This is a genomic window from Streptomyces sp. NPDC093111 (assembly GCF_040683955.1).
Lineage (GTDB): Bacteria > Actinomycetota > Actinomycetes > Streptomycetales > Streptomycetaceae > Streptomyces.
This window is the reverse complement of the sequence record NZ_JBFBNW010000022.1, coordinates 15,513-34,003: the sequence shown is the minus strand read 5'-3', so window position 1 is coordinate 34,003 and position 18,491 is coordinate 15,513. Positions and strand designations below refer to the sequence as shown.

Annotated in this window: 17 protein-coding genes; 7 read left to right on the top strand and 10 right to left on the bottom strand. The window is 74.3% G+C overall.

The window, feature by feature from the left end; translation table 11 throughout:
* Window positions 1-106 precede the first annotated feature (106 nt).
* Entirely contained in the window at window positions 107-2,950 is a 2,844-nt protein-coding gene (locus AB0Q96_RS31670; RefSeq protein WP_365331491.1) for an AAA family ATPase, read from the top strand.
* Window positions 2,951-2,958: 8 nt separating this feature from the next.
* On the opposite strand, the gene AB0Q96_RS31665 is transcribed toward AB0Q96_RS31670, so the two are convergent.
* The 4 genes from AB0Q96_RS31665 to AB0Q96_RS31650 all read right to left on the bottom strand — a co-directional run bounded on the left by AB0Q96_RS31665 (window position 2,959) and on the right by AB0Q96_RS31650 (window position 7,743).
* Window positions 2,959-4,587: an ABC transporter ATP-binding protein gene (locus AB0Q96_RS31665; protein WP_365331489.1), complete on the bottom strand. Its 1,629-nt coding sequence runs from the start codon at window positions 4,585-4,587 to the stop codon at window positions 2,959-2,961.
* Window positions 4,584-7,292, bottom strand: a complete 2,709-nt coding sequence (gene lanKC, locus AB0Q96_RS31660; protein WP_365331487.1) for a class III lanthionine synthetase LanKC — start codon at window positions 7,290-7,292, stop codon at window positions 4,584-4,586. Before lanKC ends, AB0Q96_RS31665 begins: the two co-directional genes overlap by 4 nt.
* A 114-nt stretch (window positions 7,293-7,406) precedes the next feature.
* Window positions 7,407-7,517 carry a class III lanthipeptide gene (locus AB0Q96_RS31655; protein WP_365331485.1) on the bottom strand — a complete coding sequence of 37 codons (111 nt, stop codon included), beginning with the start codon at window positions 7,515-7,517 and terminating at the stop codon, window positions 7,407-7,409.
* A gap of 115 nt (window positions 7,518-7,632) precedes the next feature.
* On the bottom strand, window positions 7,633-7,743 hold the full coding sequence (locus tag AB0Q96_RS31650; protein ID WP_329426498.1) for a class III lanthipeptide: 111 nt from the start codon (window positions 7,741-7,743) through the stop codon (window positions 7,633-7,635).
* A gap of 213 nt (window positions 7,744-7,956) precedes the next feature.
* Between AB0Q96_RS31650 and AB0Q96_RS31645 the strand changes: the two genes are divergently transcribed.
* Window positions 7,957-8,445, top strand: coding sequence for a GNAT family N-acetyltransferase (locus AB0Q96_RS31645; protein ID WP_365331483.1), 489 nt, complete (start codon window positions 7,957-7,959; stop codon window positions 8,443-8,445).
* 48 nt (window positions 8,446-8,493) lie between these two features.
* Here the strand turns inward: AB0Q96_RS31645 and AB0Q96_RS31640 are convergent, their stop codons facing one another.
* Window positions 8,494-9,219 (bottom strand): DUF1524 domain-containing protein, encoded by a 726-nt coding sequence (locus AB0Q96_RS31640; protein WP_365331481.1) that lies wholly within the window; start codon window positions 9,217-9,219, stop codon window positions 8,494-8,496.
* Window positions 9,220-9,305: 86 nt separating this feature from the next.
* Complete coding sequence (locus AB0Q96_RS31635) at window positions 9,306-10,646, bottom strand: hypothetical protein (RefSeq protein WP_365331480.1); 1,341 nt, start codon at window positions 10,644-10,646, stop codon at window positions 9,306-9,308.
* Window positions 10,647-10,772: 126 nt separating this feature from the next.
* On the opposite strand from AB0Q96_RS31635, the gene AB0Q96_RS31630 reads away from it, so the two are divergent.
* The 3 genes from AB0Q96_RS31630 to AB0Q96_RS31620 all read left to right on the top strand — a co-directional run bounded on the left by AB0Q96_RS31630 (window position 10,773) and on the right by AB0Q96_RS31620 (window position 13,614).
* Entirely contained in the window at window positions 10,773-11,705 is a 933-nt protein-coding gene (locus AB0Q96_RS31630; RefSeq protein ID WP_365331478.1) for an aminoglycoside phosphotransferase family protein, read from the top strand.
* Between the two features lie 169 nt (window positions 11,706-11,874).
* On the top strand, window positions 11,875-12,345 hold the full coding sequence (locus AB0Q96_RS31625) for a TrkA C-terminal domain-containing protein (protein ID WP_329426492.1): 471 nt from the start codon (window positions 11,875-11,877) through the stop codon (window positions 12,343-12,345).
* A 3-nt stretch (window positions 12,346-12,348) separates the two neighbouring features.
* A complete protein-coding gene (locus tag AB0Q96_RS31620) occupies window positions 12,349-13,614 on the top strand; it encodes a cation:proton antiporter (RefSeq protein ID WP_365331476.1) in 1,266 nt (421 codons plus the stop codon).
* On the opposite strand, the gene AB0Q96_RS31615 is transcribed toward AB0Q96_RS31620, so the two are convergent.
* On the bottom strand, window positions 13,597-14,355 hold the full coding sequence (locus tag AB0Q96_RS31615) for a DUF2071 domain-containing protein (RefSeq protein ID WP_365331474.1): 759 nt from the start codon (window positions 14,353-14,355) through the stop codon (window positions 13,597-13,599). The genes AB0Q96_RS31620 and AB0Q96_RS31615 overlap by 18 nt on opposite strands.
* Window positions 14,352-14,729, bottom strand: coding sequence for a metalloregulator ArsR/SmtB family transcription factor (locus AB0Q96_RS31610; protein ID WP_365331472.1), 378 nt, complete (start codon window positions 14,727-14,729; stop codon window positions 14,352-14,354). The genes AB0Q96_RS31615 and AB0Q96_RS31610 overlap by 4 nt, the downstream gene beginning before the upstream one ends.
* A gap of 178 nt (window positions 14,730-14,907) precedes the next feature.
* Here AB0Q96_RS31610 and AB0Q96_RS31605 point away from each other — a divergent pair, with 178 nt between their 5' ends.
* A complete protein-coding gene (locus AB0Q96_RS31605) occupies window positions 14,908-15,501 on the top strand; it encodes a cysteine hydrolase family protein (protein WP_365331470.1) in 594 nt (197 codons plus the stop codon).
* A 102-nt stretch (window positions 15,502-15,603) separates the two neighbouring features.
* On the opposite strand, the gene AB0Q96_RS31600 is transcribed toward AB0Q96_RS31605, so the two are convergent.
* Window positions 15,604-16,821 (bottom strand): alpha/beta hydrolase, encoded by a 1,218-nt coding sequence (locus AB0Q96_RS31600; protein WP_365331468.1) that lies wholly within the window; start codon window positions 16,819-16,821, stop codon window positions 15,604-15,606.
* 131 nt (window positions 16,822-16,952) lie between these two features.
* Here AB0Q96_RS31600 and AB0Q96_RS31595 point away from each other — a divergent pair, with 131 nt between their 5' ends.
* Window positions 16,953-17,693 (top strand): hypothetical protein, encoded by a 741-nt coding sequence (locus AB0Q96_RS31595; RefSeq protein ID WP_365331466.1) that lies wholly within the window; start codon window positions 16,953-16,955, stop codon window positions 17,691-17,693.
* Between the two features lie 3 nt (window positions 17,694-17,696).
* On the opposite strand, the gene AB0Q96_RS31590 is transcribed toward AB0Q96_RS31595, so the two are convergent.
* The gene (locus AB0Q96_RS31590; RefSeq protein ID WP_365331674.1) at window positions 17,697-18,476 is read right to left on the bottom strand and encodes a phosphate ABC transporter ATP-binding protein; all 780 of its coding nucleotides are present in this window, start codon (window positions 18,474-18,476) and stop codon (window positions 17,697-17,699) included.
* Window positions 18,477-18,491 lie beyond the last annotated feature (15 nt).

Genomic DNA, 18,491 nt, shown 5'->3' with positions numbered 1-18,491 from the left:
GCTCCGACCTCCCTCTTCCCCACCCCACTTGGAGAGGCAGATGACGACTCCCTACGCGTGTAGCAGCCCGGCCCAGGACCATGTCCCCCGTCCCGGGGGACAACTCGTGGGCCGGGGAACCGAGACGGGGCGGATCGCGGACGCCCTCGCGGACGCGCGGTCCGGCCGGGGCGGGACGGTGATCGTCACCGGCGAGCCCGGCACCGGCAAGACCCGGCTCGCCGCCGAGGCGATCGCGGCCGCCCGGGACGCGGGGATGGCCACCGCCCGGGGCCGCGCGGGCTCGGTCGGCCCGGCCGTCCCGTACCGGCCGCTGGTCGAGGCGCTGCTCGCGCTCTCCCGCGCCGAATCCTCACCCGGCCCGGAGGGACCGGGCGGCTACGGCCCGCTGCCCCGGCTGCTCGCCGACCCGCACGGCCCCGAGGACGCCGCCGTGGCGCCCCTGATGGTCGCCGAGGAGGTGCTGCGGCTGATCGCCGCCGCCGGCCGGGGCCGGGGCTGCCTGCTCGTCCTCGACGACCTGCACGAGGCCGACCCCGGCACCCTCGCCGTCGTCGAGTACCTCCTCGACAACCTCGGACACCTCCCGGCCGTCCTGCTGCTCACCGCCGAACGCGGGCCCTGCGGGGCCGTCGCCCTCGCCGCCCGCGCCCGCCAGGACGGCGTCGCCACGGTGGTCGACCTGGCGCCCCTCGGACGCTCCGCGGTCCGCCGGCTCGTCGCCTCCGAACTGGGCATCGCCCCCGAGCAGGTCAGCCCCGCCCTCGTGGAGCGCGCGGCGACCGGCGGCGCGGGCCTCCCCTTCGTCGTCAAGGAACTGGTGCACGGCCTCGCCGGGGTGGCGCAGAACCTGCGGCTGCGGGCCGCCCGGCTCGGCCCGCGCGGCGAGGAGTTCCTCAGCCTGGCGGCCCTCCTCGGGCCCCGCTTCCCGCTGCCGGTGCTGCGGCACGCCGCGGAGTGCGACGAGGCCGAGCTGACCGCGCTGCTCCGGGCCGCGACCGCCGCCTCCCTCGTGGTGCCGGACGGCCCCGGCACGGACTGGTACGCCTTCCGCTACCCGCTGGCCGCCGAGGCGTTACGGGACGCCCTCGGCCCCGTCGAACACCCCGCGCTCGCCCGCCGGGCCGCCGCCGCCCTCACCGCCCTGCACCCGCGGCTGCCCGGCAGCTGGTGCGCCCGCGCCGCGGAACTCCACGAACGGGCGGGCGACGCCGCCGAGGCCGTCCGCTGCTACACCGAGGCGGCCCGCCGGGCGACCGCCGAAGGCGCCCCCGACCGCACCCTCGACCTGCTGGCCCGCGCCCACCGTCTGTCCGACCCGGACACCGCGCCGGAACCCCACGCGGCGGTCCTCGCCCGCCTCCTGGACGCCGTCGGCAGCTCCGGGCGGCTCGACCGGCTGCCCGCCGCCCCGGCCTCCGGGCCCCCCGACGACGGCGCCGAGCGCCCCTGGGAGCCGGGCCCGACCGTGCCCCCGGCCCTGCGGGCGGGCCTGCACGCCCGGCTCGCCGAGATCCGGGTGCAGGCCGGGCGGCCCGCGGAGGGCCTGCGGCAGCTCGACCTCGCCCGGCGCCTCCTGGCCGGCCGGGACGACGCCGAGGCCGTCGCCCGGGTGGAGCTCGCGGCGGCGCTGGTGGAACCGGCCCGGCTCGCCCCCGAACGCCTGCGCACCGCCGAGGAGTCCGCCCGCCGGGCCGTCGACGCGGCGCACCGCGCCGGACTGCCCGAGGTGGCCGGCCGGGCCCTGCTGGCGCTGGCCCGGCTGGTCCGGGAACAGGACGAGCCGGCCGCGGTGGCCCGGCTGGAGGAGGCCCGGTCGCTCGCCGAGGCGCACCGCCTGCCGGGCGTCCGGCTGTCGGCCGAGCTCGGCCTGGCCCGCGTCGAGGCCCGCCGCGACGGGCGTACCGCCCCGGTGGAGCGGGCCCGGACCGAGGCCCTGCGGGCGGGGCTGCTGCCGACGGCGCACGAGGCCGGTCTGGAGCTGGCGCTCGACCGGGTGCGGCGCGGCGCCTTCGCCGCCGCGGGGGAGCTGGTCGCCGAGGGGATCGCGGAGGCGACCCGGCTGGGTCTGGGCCGGGCGCTGGCCCGGTGGCGGCTGGTCGACGCGGTGTGCTGGGCACACCAGGGTCGGCGGCCCGAGCTGGCCGAGGCGCTGAGACGTCTCGCCCCGCTGATGGACGCCGCGCCGGGGGTGCGGCCGGTGGCGTACGGGCTCGCCCGGGGGTTCTGCTCCCTCCTGGAGGAGGACCACGAGGGCGTCGAGCGGGACTTCGCGCAGGCCCTCGCGTACGACGCGGAGAATCCGGCGACCGGCGAGTTCGGCCGGCACGGCGTCGTCCTGCTGCTCGGGGTGCTCGCGGGCCGGATGGGCCGCCGGCACCACGCGGGCGTCGTGGCGGCGAGCGCGGCCGGGGCCCGCTGGAACCGTCCCTTCGTCGGCCTGGCGCACGCGGTGCTGCTCGGCCGGGAGGGCCGGACCGGCGAGGCGACGGCGGCCGCGGCGGCGGCGCTCGACGCGGCGGCGCCGTACCCGGTGGCCCGCCACCTGTGCCTGCGGCTGGTGGCCCGCTCGGCGTACGAGGACGGCTGGGGCGCCCCGGTGGAGTGGCTGCGCGAGGCCGAGGAGTTCTTCCACGGCGCGGGCCTGCCCGCGCCCGCGGGCGCCTGCCGGTCCCTGCTGCGCGGCATGGGCGCCTCGGTCCGGCAGCGGCGTTCGGGGGCCGACCGGGTGCCGCCCGGTCTGCGCCGGTGCGGGATCACGGTGCGGGAGTTCGAGGTGGCGCGGCTGCTCGCGGAGCGGTTCGGCAACCGGGACATCGCCGGGCGGCTGCACATCTCGCCCCGCACGGTGGAGAAGCACGTGTCCAGCCTGCTGCAGAAGACCGGCCACCCGACCCGGGCGGCCTTCGCCTCGGCCGCGCGCGAGCTGGTGGCCGGTCCGGCCGTGTGACGGCCCCCTCAGGCCGCGGTCCCGACGCTTCCCGGGACCGCGGCCACGGCCAGGTTCACCACCCGGTCGAAGGCGCTGTCGAGGTCCTCGTCGCCGTGGTGCACGACGAGCAGGGCCCGTCCCTCGGTGCGTTCCCGCAGCATCCGCAGGACCAGCGCGCGGCCCGCGTCGTCGAGGTTCGCGAAGGGCTCGTCGGCGAGGTACACGTCGGCGTCCTCGCCGAGCAGGGCGGCGACCCCGAGCCGCTGGCGCTGCCCGGAGGACAGCTCCGAGGGGAACTGGTCGGCGAGGTCGTCCAGGCCCATGGTGGTGCGCAGCCGCGGGTCGGTGACGAGTTCGCGGACCGGCAGCGGCGGCAGCTGGACCGGTGAGGTCAGGCTCGCGACCCGGGGCGGCAGGGTGACGGTGCCGCTGTCGGGGGCGAGGGTGCCGGCGACGATGTGCAGGAGGGTGGTCTTGCCGCAGCCGTTGGGGCCGCGGAGCAGGACCCGCTCACCGGACCGGAGCCCGAAGTCGGGGATGGCGACGGTCTTGTCGGCCTCGGCCCGCTTGCCGAGGTCCACCGCGCCGGACTCGGCGTCCGCCCCCGTCGCCGTGGCCGTGTCCGTCTCGTCGTCATCGTCCGTCTTCCCGTAGCGGACGCGGGCGCCTCGGACCAGGACCAGGTTGCCCTCGTCGTGGTAGGGGGCGCTGCCGGACGCGCGCAGGGCCTCGATCCGCTTGAGGACCGCGGTGTTGCGGCGGGTCTGCGGGATCATGTTGACCAGGTCGAAGATGCCGGTGACGGCCCGCCACAGCGAGTTCACGAAGGCGAGGAAGCTGCCGAAGGACATCCGGCCGCTGAAGACGAAGAAGGCTCCGATGACCATCGAGGCCGTGTCCGACAGGTTCATCACCAGGTCGCTGAGGGTCCGCTGGCGTTGCGCGAGGCGGTAGTTGGCGTAGGTGATGCCGAGGAAGCCGTTCAGCGCGTCCTGGTTGGCGGCGCGGGCCCCGGGCAGCAGCGAGCGCAGTCCGCGCAGGGCGTGGAAGGCTTCGAGGGTACGGGTGAGGGTGTTGACGTACCGGGCCTCGGCCTCGCGCTCGGGGTCGGTGTTCTTCTCGATGCGCCGGGCGAGGTCGTTGCTGACCAGGACCAGCGGCGGGATGATCACCAGCAGGATGAGGCTGGCCTGCCAGGAGAGGTAGAGCAGCACGCCGAGGAAGACGACCGAGGCGCAGGCCTGGCGGGCGATGCGGATGCAGACGTCGACGGCCGGCAGCACGCCCTCGCGGACGTCGTTGTGGATGCGGCTGACGTAGGAGGCGTTGCCCTGCCGCGCGATCTGCCGGCCGTCGAGGCCGAGGGTCCGGCCGAGGAGTTCCGTCTCCAGGCCGAGGACGAAGGCGTTCTCGAAGCGCTTGCGCCAGAGCCCGATCCCGTAGCCGGAGAGGTTCAGGGTGAGGCCGAGGACCAGGTAGCAGCCGCCGAGGAAGAGGAACCTGCGGAAGTCGGCGGTGAGGATCGCCTGGTCGAAGAGCGCCTTCAGGAGCAGGGGGTGCAGCAGGGCCTCGGTCCCGCCGAACAGGGCCTCGGCGACGAGGATGCCGGTGAAGGGGCGCTGGTGGCCGCGCAGGGTGCGCCAGATCTGTTTCACCGTTCCGTCCCGTCGAGCTCGTCGAGGAGGAAGTCGGCCATGCCGCCGTGGTTGGCGCGGTGCAGCACCCGCAGCACGCCGGCGGAGCCGGTGAGGTAGTCGGTGGAGCAGCGCAGCAGGCCCTCGCCGGGGACGCCGAGCGGGGTGACGCCGGCCCGGCGCGGGACCTCGAAGTGGGCGGCGGGCTCGAAGAGGAACACCTTGCGGAGGAAGTCGAGCTGGCGCAGGGCGGTCTCCCGGTAGGAGGCGTCTCCGGTGATCTCGGCGGCGTCCAGGAGGGCGTCGGCGATGCCGCTCATGCCGAAGGAGTAGCCGGGGAGCACGGAGTGGCCGACGTCGAGGGCGCGCAGCACGGTCCGCGCCGATGCGAGGTCGCCGTAGCGCAGCAGCACCTGCGCCACGCCCGCGGAGCCCACCTCGATGTACGGCTCCATGGTCCCTTCGTGCTCGAACATGATCAGGCCGCTGTCCTCCAGGGGGGTGGCGTGGGCCATCTCCCAGGCGAGCGCGTCCCGGCCGAGGTCGCGGTAGTGCTCCTCGCCGGTGACCTGGTGCATGCGCAGGAGGAACAGGGCCACGCCGGCCTGGCCGAAGCCGAGCCCGGTCAGCGGGCCCTCCTCCGAGAAGTCGTTGAGCCAGTAGGCGTGCGTGCCGTCCCGGTGGACGGTGTCGAGGAGCACCCGGGCGCAGTCCTTCGCCGCGGCGAGGTCGCGGGGGTCGCCGCCGCGCAGGTAGAAGCGCAGGTTGGTCATGCCGATGCCGGACAGGCCGTAGTAGAAGGTGTGGTCGGCGGTCTCCAGGGCGCGCCGGTTGGCGTGGCCGAGGAGCTCCCTGGCCTGGCGGCGCATGCCGAGCGACTCGGCGGCCCAGGCGATGCCGGCGAGGCCGCTCATCAGGCCGTCCGGGTAGGCGTCGAGGTCGATCCGGGTGAGCTGCTGGCGCAGCCAGTCGTGCCATTCGGGCCGTACCGGGACGCCGGAGGCGTTCAGCGACCAGAGCACGCCGCTCGCGCCGAAGCCGAGGCTGAGCGGGTTGGTGACGTGCGCGAACGGGTCGACGGGGAAGAGCGTGGCGCGGTCGGTGTCGGCGGCGGCCTCGACGAAGGCGGCGACGCCGGCCTCGGTGGCCCGCAGTCCGGTCGGCTCGATCGCGGGGCGCGGCCGCTCGGTGCTGACCTGGGCGAGCAGTTCGGCCTCCTGCGCGTCGAGGAGGGCGACGACGTCGGCGAGGCCGATCCGGGTGGCGGCGAGGTCGGTGACGAGCCGGTGGACCCGCTCGGGCCAGCCCAGGCCGTCGAAGAAGACCCGGTAGGTGTCGAGGACGTCCTCGCGCAGGTAGGACATGGCGGCGATGGGGAAGACGAAGTACGCCATGGTGGAGGCTAGGGAGTAGAGGTCGCCCTCGATGCCGGCGGGCTTGAAGCCGCCGCGGGAGAGGCTGAAGCCGGGGGTGTAGAGCTCGACGGGCCGGTTGAGGCCCGCCTCGCCGGTCTCGCCGGTGGCGCCGGAGGCGTCGACGAGGCGGCAGGCCTCCAGGTCGACGATGGTCACGTCGTACGTCTCGGGGTCGATGAGCAGGTTGGCCGGGGTGAAGTCGCCCAGGACGACCCCGTGCCGGTGGGCCGCGTCGATCGCGCGGGCGAGGCCGCGGAAGACGGTGATGAAGATCCGCAGGAACTCCCGCGAGCGTTCCGGCGCGAAGCCGGGGCGGGCCAGCGGGTTGTGTTCGAGGAGTACCGAGCGGATGTCGGTGCGGTCGATGAACTCCTCGGCGATGTAGTGGTGTTCCCAGTGCCGGAAGCGGGCGATCGGGTCCGGGTACGCCTCGACGTCGGCCAGCCGGTTGAGGAACATCCACTCGCGGCCGAGGACGTCGACGGCGTCGTAGTCGAGGCGCGGGTTGAGGTTGGTGTGCGGCCGGGCCTCCTTGAGGACGACCTGGCGGTCGCCGTCCAGGGTGTCCTCGGCGGTGTACACGCCTCCGCTGTTGGAGAACTGGAGGGCGCCGGTCACCCGGAAGCGGCCGCCGAGAAGGCCCTCCCCCTCGGCCTCCTCGGCGGGCTTCCAGTCGGCGAACGGCCACGGCACCCACCAGGGGTGGGTGTCCCCGGGCCGCCGGCCGTCCGTCTCGGGTTTCCCGTCGGGTCCCAGGATGTGCGGGATCCTGCGGCCCAGGACGTCGACGGTGTGGGTGGAGAGGAGCTGGCCGTACCGGAAGTACAGCGCCTTGCTGTCGCGATATCGCAGATCCGACAGCACGTACGCGCCTTCGGCGCCCTCCAGCAGGCGGGCCAGGTCGGCGAGGCACGTCCTGAACTCGTCCTCGTCGCGCGGGTAGACGGTGAGCAGCTTGCCCCCGCTCCCCCTGGACATCGCCTTGGAGTTGAGCATCTCGAAGACGTTCAGGTCGAGCGCGATCTTGAAGTCGATCTCCCGGGAGACCAGATGGCCGATCACCGTGGCCGCTACCTCCCTCACCTGACGGTGGTTGGAGGACACGTGGATCTTCCATCCCTGTTTCGGGAGGTCGGGGTTGTGCCGATGGCTCCACCAGATGCCACTGCGGACGAAGCGCGCCCGCGTCCGCTCGTCGAGGTCGGCCAGGAAGTGGTCCTTCCTCGGCTTGTAGTAGACGTCGAGCGGATCGAAGAACAGGGTGTCGTTCCAGGCGAAGAGGAACCGGTGGACCCATCGTTGGTCGCGCATGTCAGCCTCTGTGGTCGTCGAGGTGCCGCCGACGGCAGCGGCAGGGCGTGTGCGCCACGGTCCGGGTGGGGGCGCGGGTCGCCGCCGCCCCGACCGTGCCGGCCGTACAGGTGATTACTGAGGGTCCTTGTTGCAGCAGTCCGAGTAGGAGCTGGTGACGCTCACCGCGATGCCCTTGCCCTCGATGGTGCGGGGCCGCAGGTTCTGGAGCTTGAGGACGCTCATGTCGTCTCCTCCGTGAGGTGCCGCCGCCGCCGACGGCAGCGGCGGGGCGGGTGCGCCACGGTCCGGGTGGGGGCGTGGGGCGTCCCCACCCGGACCGTGGCGTTCGTTCGGGTGATTACTGCGGGTCGTTCTTGCAGCAGTCCGAGCCGGAGCTGGTGAGGCTCACGGAGACGGCCTTGCTGGCGGTGGTGCGCGGCTGCAGGTTCTGGAGCTTGAGGACGCTCATGTCGTCTCCTCCGTGTCGAGTGCGCGGGACGCGCACGCTGTGGGTCTTCCGTTGCCGTTCGGCGCCGAGCGACATGCGCAAGTCAACGCGATCCGTACGGAGGGCACATGGGAGGTCCGACCCCACAATTCCGCCGCGTTTCCCGCACGGAAGGTGGGTGTGGAGGGGAGGGGAATGGTGGGGTGCGAGGGCGGACGCGGCAGACTGGGCGGCATGGTGCTGCTACGCGAACTCACGCCCGCCGACTGGCCCCTGTGGCGCGCCGCCCGTCTGGCCGCCCTGACCGACTCGCCCGGGTCCTTCAAGGCGACCCTGGCCGACTGGCCGAACGGCGGCGAGACGCGTTGGCGCGCACGCCTCTCGGATCCCGGCTGCCACAGCGTCGCCGCGCTCCTCGACGGGCGCCCGGTGGGAACGGCGGCGGGCCTGCGGGCCCCGGACGGCGGGTACGAGCTGCGCTCGGTGTGGGTGGCCCCGGAGGCGCGCGGCCGGGGCGTGGCCGGCCGTCTGATCACGGCGGTGGAGACCTGGGCCCGCCGTTCGGGCGCGCGCACCCTCCGCCTGGGCGTGCTTCCGGGCAACGACCCGGCGATCGCCCTGTACGCCCGCCACGGCTTCACGCCGTCCGCCCGCCCGGGCGGCCTGCTCGCCGACGGGCGGACGCGGGAGCTGCTGATGGCGAAGGAACTGGGCGGGCGGTAGGGCCCGGCCGGGCGGCGGGCGGCGCGGGCCGCCCGCCGGTGCGCGGGGTCAGTCCCGGCAGGTGTCCAGCATGGACCCGAGGGTGGTCTTCTCGGTCTTCGTCACCGTGAGGCCGTAGTGGGACTTCACCGTGGTCCAGGAGCGGGCGTAGGCGCACCAGTACGTCCGGGACGGCGGCTGCCAGTCCTCCGGGCCCTGGTCGCCCTTGGAACGGTTGGAGACCGCGGAGACGGCGAGGAGCTGAGGGCGGGTGAGGTCGTTGGCGAAGGCCCTGCGCTTCTCCTGGGTCCAGGTGTTCGCGCCGGAGCGCCAGGCGTTGGCCAGCGGGACGGTGTGGTCGATGTCCAGGCCGGCGGCCTTGGTGAAGGTCTTGCCGTCGTAGACGCTGGTCCAGGTGCCGGAGACGGCACGGCACTCGGCGTCGCGGCGCACGTCGCGGCCGTCGCGTTCGAGGACGGTCTCGCGGGTGTTGCAGCTGTCGCCCTGTTCGGCCCAGTGCGGGAAGCGGTCGCGGCTGTAGCCGGTCATCGAGCCCTGGGCCGCGACCTTGAGGCGGGCGAGCTGGGTGCGGGCCTGGGCGGCGGTCGGGAGGCCGGGGAGGGTGCCCTCGGCCGGGCCCTTGCCGTCGCCGGACGGGGTGCGCGGGGCGGGCGCGGTGGGTCTCCCCTTGGCGTCGCCCGGCGCGGTGCCGCCCTGCTGGCCCGCGCAGCCCGAGACGGCGAGCAGCGCCGCCACCGCCGATCCGAGTATGTACGCCCGCTTCTGACACCCCATGAGCTGAATCTTCCCTCCGCCCGACATCGGTACGCACGGCAGCGTACGACGTGGGGGCCGCGGCGCCCGGCCGCGGCCCCCACGGGTCAGGCGGGGTACTTCACGTCGGCCGCGTAGGTCGCCCCGGCGAGGCAGTCGCGGATCTCGTGGCGGGGGGCCGCCGTTCCGGTCCAGCGCAGGAAGCTGGTGTCGTCCGTGCCGACCGCCTTGGTCATGTCGATGAAGCGGCAGCCGTCGTAGAGCACCTTGCCGGCGGTGGTCGGCGTGCTCCCGGTCGTCACCTGGTGGGAGCCCATCAGGGCGCAGTCGGTGTAGCGGACCATGGGGCCGCTGTTCCCGATGGCGTTGAAGGCGTAGGTGTGCGCCACCGCCCCGTCGGTCCAGGACTGGTGGCTGACGGCCGTGTCGTCGCAGGACACGAAGGTGATGGTGCCCTTGTGCCAGCGGGAGTCGATGACCTTCTGGCCGGCGTTGTGCAACTCGAAGCGGATGCCCTGGACGTACAGGCGCGCGACGGAGTCGGCGCGGGTGGTGGCCTCGGAGCCGAGCTGGAAGAAGGTGCCGGCGGCGGCGGTGTCGGTGAGGATGTAGGAGCCGCCGATGAAGTTCATCGAGCCGCCGCGGTTGTTCTTCACGAACACCCCGGACTTGAACTCGACCTTGCACTCGCGGAACCAGAAGTTCAGGAACTGGTCCTGCTGGGTGGCGGTCGGCTTCATCCCCATGACCAGGAAGGCCTCGGAGTAGGTGCCGCCGATCTGGCAGTGGTCCCAGCCCATCTCGCTGTTGAGGTCGGACTCGGGCAGGGCGTGGTCGGGCGAGTCGACGGGTCCGTCGAGCCCGATGCCGCGCTTCCAGCTGCCCCGCCACTCCACGTCCGTGTACCAGGTGTCCTGTACGCCGTAGCCGCCGTCGGTGGAGTAGGCGTAGCAGAAGCTGGACGTGGGGTTGTTGCTGGTGAAGGTGAGTCCGGAGATCCGGATGTTCTTGTAGCGCCGGTAGTTGGTCCACAGGGTGGTGTCGTCGGTGGTGGGCGCGTACACGATCCGGGAGAGCCGCTTGCCGTAGCCGGTGATCGACAGGCCGTCGACGATGCCGCCGTTGCCCTTGCCGTCGATGCCGGGCAGCAGCGAGTCGGGCTGGGTCAGCAGATAGGTGCCGGGCGGGATCACCAGGACCTTCTTGGGGATGGCCCCCGAGATCGCGCCGGGCTGGAACGAGGCGAGCACCTCGGCGGCGGCCGCGCGGAAGGCGGTGTCGCTGGGCGTGGCGCCGGTCGGGTCGGCGCCCTTGCCGATGACGTCGACGCTGTACGGGTCGTCGCCCGCGCCGGCGGCGTACGCCGGAGTGCCGCCCATCGTCACGGCTCCGGCGGCGGCGCCGACGCCCATCGTCGCCACCCCGCGCATGACGGAACGTCTGTCCATGTGCCCGTTGTCTCCGGCCATTCACTGCCCCCAAGTGTCATGATCGTCCGAAAGAAGACACATCCGATCATGGTGCCGGTAGGGGTGCAAGGGCCGTCCCGGCGTTCTCGCGCGTAGGGTGCCGGAATGATCGTGGTTCCCGAGGAGTTCGTCCGCGGCACCGTCGCCCGCGAGGGCGGGCCGGGCGCGGCGTGGACGGACCGACTGCCGCTGCTGGTCGCCGAGTTGCTCGCGCGCTGGGACTGCGTCCCGGACGGCGCGGTGCTGCACGGGGGCGTCGGCGTGATCGTGCCGGTACGGCGCCCCTCCGGGGAGCCGGCCGTGCTCAAGGTGTCCTTCCCGCACCCGGGCAACGTGCACGAGCCGGACGCCTTCGCCGTGTGGGCCGGCCGGGGCGCGGTCCGGCTGTACGCGCGGGACGACGAGCGGTTCGCCCTGCTCCTGGAGCGGGCCGGGACCTCGACCCTGGCCGGGCTCGCGGACGGCGACGAGCCGGCCCGGGTCGCGGGCGGGCTCGGGCGCCGGCTCGCCGTGCCCGCGCCGCCGGACCTGCCCCGGCTGAGCGCGCGGGCCGACGCCTGGGAGGAGGAGCTGCGGCGGGACGCCGGCGAGCTGGCGCACACGATGCCGCGCCGGGCCGTGGACGCCGCGCTGGCCACCGTACGGGAGCTGGCCCGGGTCCAGCCGGACACCCTCGTCCACGGCGACCTGCACGCGGGGAACGTCCTGAGGGCGGAGCGCGAACCGTGGCTCGCGGTCGACCCCAAGGGGTACGCGGGGGATCCCGCCTACGACGGGGGCACCTTCCTGAAGACGTACGCCCCGCGCCTCGCGGGCGCGGACGACCCGCGCGCCGCCGCCTTCCGGGTGCTGGCCGGGTACGCGGAGGCCGCCGGGCTCGACCGTGAACGGGTGCGGCGCTGGGCGCAGTTGCAGGTGGTGCAGACGGCGTTCTGGGCGCGCCGGCACGGCCTGCGGAGGGCGCGCGGCGGGCCGGAGCTCGACCGTCTGACGGCGCTCGCGGACCGGTTCGCGGAACTGCTCACGGATCCGCGCTAGCGCGGCGCGGCCCGCCGGTTCGTCCTGTTCCCGGCGTGATCTCCCGCTATCCCGGCGAATCCCCCCTTTTGTTGCCTGGGTAAAGTAATTATCAAGACGCCCGCCGACGCGGGGTGTCTCCCTTCGCCCTGCCCATCCGCCGAGGAGAGCTGTCGTGCCCGCTGCACGCATGAGTCGTACGCCCCTGCCCGGAATCGGGGTCCGCTACGACCTCACGACGCGCGAGGACCGGCGCCTTTCGGTGGTCGCGGGCCGGGACGGGAGCCGGGTGCTCAACGCGTACCGGAGCGACGACCCCGACGAATGCTCCTTGTCGGTACGGCTGACCGCCGGAGAGTCGGAGGCGCTGATCGACGCGCTGATGCCGTCCCACCACAGCCCCAGCCTGCTCTCCACCACGGACCTGGGCCTGGTGGCCGAGCGGATCGAACTGTCCGCCGCCTCCCATTGGAGCGGCCGCCACCTCGGCGAGACCCGCACGCGCACCGAGACCGGCGTCTCGATCGTCGCGGTGCTGCGCCGGGCGGACGCCGTGCCCTCCCCCGGCCCCGACTTCCGGCTCGCCGGGGGCGACACCCTCATCGTCATCGGCACCCGCGAAGGCGTCGACGCCGCCGCCCTGATACTCGGAAGGGAGTGATCCATGCACTCGTCCGCCGTCTTCCTCATCGAGTTCGGTGCGATCATCCTCGGTCTCGGCCTGCTGGGCCGACTGGCCGGACGCCTGAAGTTCTCCCCCATCCCGCTCTATCTCCTGGCCGGTCTCGCCTTCGGTGAGGGCGGGCTGCTGCCGCTCGGCGCGAGCGAGGAGTTCGTGGCCATCGGCGCCGAGATCGGCGTCATCCTGCTGCTGTTGATGCTGGGCCTGGAGTACACGGCGACCGATCTGGTCACCAACCTCAAGACGCAGTACCCGGCCGGTCTCGTGGACGCCGCCTTCAACGCCCTGCCCGGCGCGGTGGCGGCCCTGCTGCTCGGCTGGGGCCCGGTGGCCGCCGTCGTGCTGGCCGGCGTCACTTGGATCTCGTCCTCCGGCGTCATCGCCAAGGTCCTCGGCGACCTCGGCCGGCTCGGCAACCGGGAGACCCCGGTGGTCCTGAGCATCCTGGTCCTGGAGGACCTGGCGATGGCCGTCTACCTGCCGATCGTCACGGCGCTCCTCGCCGGGGTCGGGCTGGCCGCCGGCAGCGTCACCCTGGCCGTGGCGCTGGGCGTCGCCGGGCTCGTGCTCTTCCTCGCGCTCCGCTACGGGCGCCTGATCTCCCGCTTCGTCTCCAGCGACGACCCGGAGAAGCTGCTCCTCGTGGTGCTCGGCCTCACCCTGCTGGTCGCGGGGGTGGCCCAGCAGCTCCAGGTGTCCGCCGCCGTCGGCGCGTTCCTGGTCGGCATCGCGCTGTCGGGCGAGGTCGCCGAGGGCGCCCACCACCTGCTGAGCCCGCTGCGGGACCTGTTCGCCGCGGTGTTCTTCGTCTTCTTCGGGCTGCACACCGACCCGGCGAGCATCCCGCCGGTCCTGCTCCCGGCGCTGGCGCTGGCGCTGGTCACCGCCGCGACGAAGATCGCGACGGGCTACTGGGCGGCCCGCCGGGCCGGGATATCCACCAAGGGGCGGTGGCGGGCCGGCGGCACGCTGGTGGCGCGCGGGGAGTTCTCCATCGTCATCGCGGGGCTGGCCGTCTCGGCGGGCATCGAGCCCGACCTCGGTCCGCTCGCCACCGCGTACGTCCTCATCCTCGTCGTCCTGGGCCCGCTCACCGCCCGCTACACCGAGCCCCTGGCCACCCGCCTGGGCCGGCTCTCCCGCCGCGGGCCGGACGCCGCGGCCGTCGCCGCGCCCTCCCCCGGGACGCCCCCGCGGGAGGAACTGCTCGACCCGGTCGGCGACGGGCCGTCAGGCCGCGCGTCCTAGAGTCCGGGCGGCGGGCGGCCCCACCGGCAGGTCGGGGAGCGCCCGCCAGCGCACCGGGACGTCGCGCATGACCAGGACGGAGTCCAGGGTCGCGCTGCCCGCCGGGAACCGGGCGGGGTCGTCGAAGTAGCTGGACCGGGCCGCGGTGACGCGGCCCGGTTCGACGCGCCAGGCGTCCGTGTGGAGCTCCATGCCGTCCAGCGAGCAGCCGGAGCGGGTCGCCGACCAGCCCTTGCTGCCGGTACGGAAGAAGGCGGACGCCTCGTCGAGACCGGCGAACAGCTCGCTGCCCTCCAGCCGTTCGGTGACCTCGACGGTGACGTCGACGCCGGTCGACCCGTCGCGCGTCGCGTAGGCCACGCGCAGGGTGTCGGCGGTCTCCCGCACCTCGAAGTCGGCGTGCCCGTGCTCGCCCGGGAACACCCGGCCGCCGGCCCAGCGGTTGACCAGCGAGCCGGTGTCACGGCGCGGGATGTAGACGCCGGTCTCGACGCCGTCCGGGCCGTCCCACTCCACGGCGACCCGGTGGGCCGCGTTCTCGCTGCGCAGCCCGAGGACGGCGGGCGCCCAGGCGGGCCGCACCGAGCCGAGCCGCAGCAGGCAGATCCCCGCGACGGCGTGGCCGCGCACGAGCTGCGGGCGCAACGGGGCCGGGAGCAGCGGGACGACGGCTTCCGGGTCGACGCGGTAGTTGACGAGGAGGCGCCGTTCGATGACGGAGGCGAGGCGCGGGGGTCTCATGCGTTGTTCTCCTGTTCGCGGGCGTCGCCGCCCGTGCCGGCCCGCCACTTGGTGTGGCGCAGCACGATCTGTTCCGGGCACACGGCGCTGAGGAAGCGCCCCACGCTCGCGGCCAGCCGGTCCTCCACCAGGGAGTAGAGGATCCGGTTGCCGTCCCGCCGCTCGGCGACGAGCCCGGCGCCCTTGAGGACGCCGAGGTGACGGGAGATGGAGGGGGCGCTGATGGCGAAGCGGCTCGCGATCTCGCCGGCGGCGAGCTCGCCGCCGGCGCGGAGGTCTTCGAGGATCTGACGCCGGGTCGGGTCGGCGAGGGCGCGGAACACGCCCGCGTCCTCGTCCGGGCCGCGCGGGGACGCGCTCGGTGGTTCGGTCACGACGATCTTTTTAGCATCTTGGCTAAGTAGCTAACAATGCACGCTCAAGCCGATGTCCGGATCTGCGTGTCGCATGACATTGCCGCCATCGGAGCGGGTTCGTAGCGTGGGAGACACGGCGCCGGGCCTTCGCCCGGACGCCGTTCCCACCCGCACGTCCTCCCGAAAGAGCACACCCATGTCTGCCACCACCCTGCGTGACCTCAACGGCTTCGACCCGGCCCCCGCCTCGCTCGCCGGCGCCACGCTGCTCCTGATCGACTACCAGAACACCTACACGCACGGCGTGATGGAGCTGGACGGCTGGGAGGCCGCCCTCGACTCCGCCGCCGGACTGCTGGCCCGGGCCCGGGCGGCCGGCGCGACGGTCGTCCACGTCGTCAACGACGGCGGCGAGGGCACCCCGTACGACATCCGCGCCGAGATCGGGCAGATCCACCCCCGGGTGGCCCCCGTCGAGGGCGAGGCCGTCGTCGTGAAGACCGTGCCGGACGCCTTCGTCGGCACCGACCTGGCCGAGCACCTCGACGCCGCCGGCACCAAGGACCTCGTCGTCGCCGGGTTCATGACCCACATGTGCGTCGCCTTCACGACCGCCGCCGCCTTCCTGCGCGGCGACCGCCCCACCGTGGTGGCCGACGCCTGCGCCACCCGCCCGCTGGACACCGTCGGCGGCGAGGTGACGGCCGAGCAGCTCCACCGCGGCGCGCTCGCGACCATCGGGGACCTCTACGGGGTCGTCGTCCCGGACGGTGCCGCGCTCGCCGGCTGAAGCGGGCGGGCGCGAGGGTCCGGGGGCGGCACGGGGGTCCGCCACCGGGCCCGCCCGCGCGCCCGGCGGCGCACGGGATCACCGGTCCGCGCGCTCACGCGGTCACGGCCGCTGGAACCTCACCTCGGGGTGCAGCGGGCTCGGTCCCGCCAGGAGCGGCTGCGGCACCCCCCGCAGGTTCCGGTCGAAGAAGGCCCCGACGTACGCGCGGGTGACGGCGAGCGCCCGGTCGGCCGGGATGTCTCCCGCGGGCAGCCCGAAGTGGCTCTGGAGCACCGGGCCGTCGGAGAAGCTGAAGTGGTCGGTGCCGGCCACCGTCAGCCAGCGCTTCCAGCCGCCGAGCATCGGCCAGGTGGCGTCCCAGGTGGCGTCGCGGCCGCCCGGCCGGTGCATGTCGTCGTCGGTGCCGAGCATCAGGAACGGGCGCCCGCCGAGCCCCTTCGCGGGCAGGGTGTCCCAGAACGAGCCGTCCATGTTGACGCCCGCGTCGATCCGCCGGTCCAGGAGCATCGCCGTGGCGGCACCGGCCCCGCCGATGGAGTGGCCGGCCATGCCGATCCTGCTCCGGTCGATCGCCGCCGCGTGCTTCCACACGGGGCGCGGGCCGGTCAGCCGGTCGAGGAGGAAGCGCATGTCCGCCGCGCGCGCGGCGGTGACGACGCTGCCGTGCACCCCGTCCTCGTCGAGGGCCTTGCAGGCCACGCAGGTGAGGACGCGTCCGTCGGGCACCTCGGTGCCGGAGGTCTCGTAGGCGTGGTCGACGGAGGCCACGACGTAGCCGCGCGAGGCGAGGTCGACGGCGAGGCTGGTGAGGGTGAAGCGCGGCACGCCGAAGCCGGGCGAGAGCAGCACCAGCGGATGTCGGCCCGGCGCGGGCCGTACCCCGGTCTCGCTGTGCGTGTCCATGCCGGCCAGCGCCCGCGCCGCCGCCGGGTCCCCGACCTCGAACCCGGCCAGGAGCAGCCGGGCCTCCGCCTCGGTCGCGTACGGGGCGGGGGCGCCGTGCGAGCGGCGGGCCGCCGGGTAGTGCAGGGTCACCATGAGCTCCCGGCCGTCGGCCGTGGGCACCCACGGGTCCGTGCGGGAGCGGTCGACGAGGTGCAGGACGGTGCTGCCGACCCGCTCCGCGCCGGTGGGCGCGGGCAGTTCGAGCGGGGCGGGCGCCGGGACGGCGGCGGGCCCGGGGACCGGCCGCGGCGTGCCGACGGAGGACGCGCCCGTGGTGCCGGGCGTCGTGGCGTGGGCGGGCAGCACCGTCGCGGGTAAGGCGAGGGCGCAGGCGAGGAGGGCGGTCGCGGCCGCCCGGGTGGGTGTGAGCATGGGGACGACGCTACGGCGGCGGCCGGGCGCGGACGTCAACCCACGGTCGGACCCGTGACCGGGGGCGTACACCGGAAGTCTGATCGTTCCGCGTACGCTCACGACGCTGCCCCATGCGACGAGGAGGACCCATGAACGCCGACCCCGGAGGACGGCAGCAGTTGGACGCGGCCAGCGTCCTCAACGCCCGCACCACCCTCGTCCAGCTGCTGGCCCGGGCCGGGGTCTACTCCGGCGACGCGGAGGAACTGATCGGTCTGGTGGAGGCCGGCGCGCTCGCCCTCGCCCACCAGGAGGTCGACGGTCTCGCGCACGCGGCCCCGCGCGGAGCGGACGAGCGCTACGGCTCCGGCTGGCTCGACGGCGCCCGGGCCGCCGCCGACGGTCTCGGCGGGATCGCCGAACAGGCCCTGCGGCAGGCCGTCGCCGCCGGGGTGCCGGACCGCACCGCCGACGACCGGCCACGGGTCGGCCGGATGGAACTGGAGCGGGTCAAGGTCGCGGTGCTGCCGCTGTACCTGTCGTTCACCGACGTGTCCGACCTCGACCCCGAGGCCACCGACCAGGTCCTCAAGGCCGTCCTCGCCACCCTCACCTCCCGGCAGCGGGCCGGCTACCCCGGGCGGCTCACGGAGTTCACCACGCTCCACCGCGCACGCCTTGAGCGCCTGTTCGAGGAGTACGGCCCCGGCAGCGCCATCGCGATCCACGGCCGTTACTCCCTGGTCCACTCCCCCACCTGCCTCGCCGTCCTGGAGCGCCTGCTCGGGGAACCGGCGCCGCTGCGGGCCGAGTGGGACGCCGCCGAACTGCCGCCCGCGTGGCTGGACGGGCTGATGACGGCCTGGGAGCGGTCGGCCTCGGCCGGATGACGGTCAGCCGAAGCGGCCCTCCACGTAGTCCGCGGTGCGCGGATCCGAGGGGGCGCCGAACATGGCGGGCGTCGGGCCGTGCTCGACGATCGCGCCCGGGGTGCCCTGTTCGGCGAGGAAGAACGCGCACTGGTCGGAGACCCGGGCCGCCTGCTGCATGTTGTGGGTGACGATCACGATGGTCACCTCGTGGGCGAGCTCCCGGATGGTCTCCTCGATGCGGCGGGTCGAGGTCGGGTCCAGGGCCGAGCACGGCTCGTCCATCAGGAGGACCTTCGGGCGTACGGCGAGCGAGCGGGCGATGCACAGGCGCTGCTGCTGACCGCCGGAGAGCGCGCCGCCGGGCTGCCGGAGCCGGTCCCTGACCTCCTTCCACAGGCCCGCCTTGGCCAGGCACTCCTCGACGAGCTCGTCCTTGGCGGCGCCGCCCAGCCGGGTGCCGGTGAGCTTCAGACCGGCGGTGACGTTGTCGTAGATCGACATGGCGGGGAACGGATTGGGCTTCTGGAAGACCATGCCGACCGTCCGCCGCGCCGCCGTCAGCCGCTGCCCCGCGGCGTAGATGTCGTCGCCGTCGACCAGGACCTCGCCGGCCAGCGTGGCGGAGGGGACGAGTTCGTGCATGCGGTTGAGGATCCGCAGGAAGGTCGACTTGCCGCAGCCGGAGGGGCCGATGAGGGCGGTGACCAGGCCCGCCGGCATGGTCAGCGACACGCGGTCGAGGACCTTCCGCTCGCCGAACCACGCCGAGATCCGGCGGGCTTCGAGCGTCGCCCCGGTCACGGCGGCCCCGGCCCC

Coding starts and splice junctions, on each gene's coding strand:
- AB0Q96_RS31655 (WP_365331485.1), bottom strand. CDS start 7,517: ATGAGCGTCCTCAAGCTCCAGAACCTGCGGCCCCGCACCATCGAGGGC.
- lanKC (WP_365331487.1), bottom strand. CDS start 7,292: ATGCGCGACCAACGATGGGTCCACCGGTTCCTCTTCGCCTGGAACGAC.
- AB0Q96_RS31595 (WP_365331466.1), top strand. CDS start 16,953: ATGAACGCCGACCCCGGAGGACGGCAGCAGTTGGACGCGGCCAGCGTC.
- AB0Q96_RS31625 (WP_329426492.1), top strand. CDS start 11,875: ATGAGTCGTACGCCCCTGCCCGGAATCGGGGTCCGCTACGACCTCACG.
- AB0Q96_RS31650 (WP_329426498.1), bottom strand. CDS start 7,743: ATGAGCGTCCTCAAGCTCCAGAACCTGCAGCCGCGCACCACCGCCAGC.
- AB0Q96_RS31620 (WP_365331476.1), top strand. CDS start 12,349: ATGCACTCGTCCGCCGTCTTCCTCATCGAGTTCGGTGCGATCATCCTC.
- AB0Q96_RS31645 (WP_365331483.1), top strand. CDS start 7,957: ATGGTGCTGCTACGCGAACTCACGCCCGCCGACTGGCCCCTGTGGCGC.
- AB0Q96_RS31635 (WP_365331480.1), bottom strand. CDS start 10,646: ATGGACAGACGTTCCGTCATGCGCGGGGTGGCGACGATGGGCGTCGGC.
- AB0Q96_RS31615 (WP_365331474.1), bottom strand. CDS start 14,355: ATGAGACCCCCGCGCCTCGCCTCCGTCATCGAACGGCGCCTCCTCGTC.
- AB0Q96_RS31605 (WP_365331470.1), top strand. CDS start 14,908: ATGTCTGCCACCACCCTGCGTGACCTCAACGGCTTCGACCCGGCCCCC.
- AB0Q96_RS31630 (WP_365331478.1), top strand. CDS start 10,773: ATGATCGTGGTTCCCGAGGAGTTCGTCCGCGGCACCGTCGCCCGCGAG.
- AB0Q96_RS31640 (WP_365331481.1), bottom strand. CDS start 9,219: ATGGGGTGTCAGAAGCGGGCGTACATACTCGGATCGGCGGTGGCGGCG.
- AB0Q96_RS31600 (WP_365331468.1), bottom strand. CDS start 16,821: ATGCTCACACCCACCCGGGCGGCCGCGACCGCCCTCCTCGCCTGCGCC.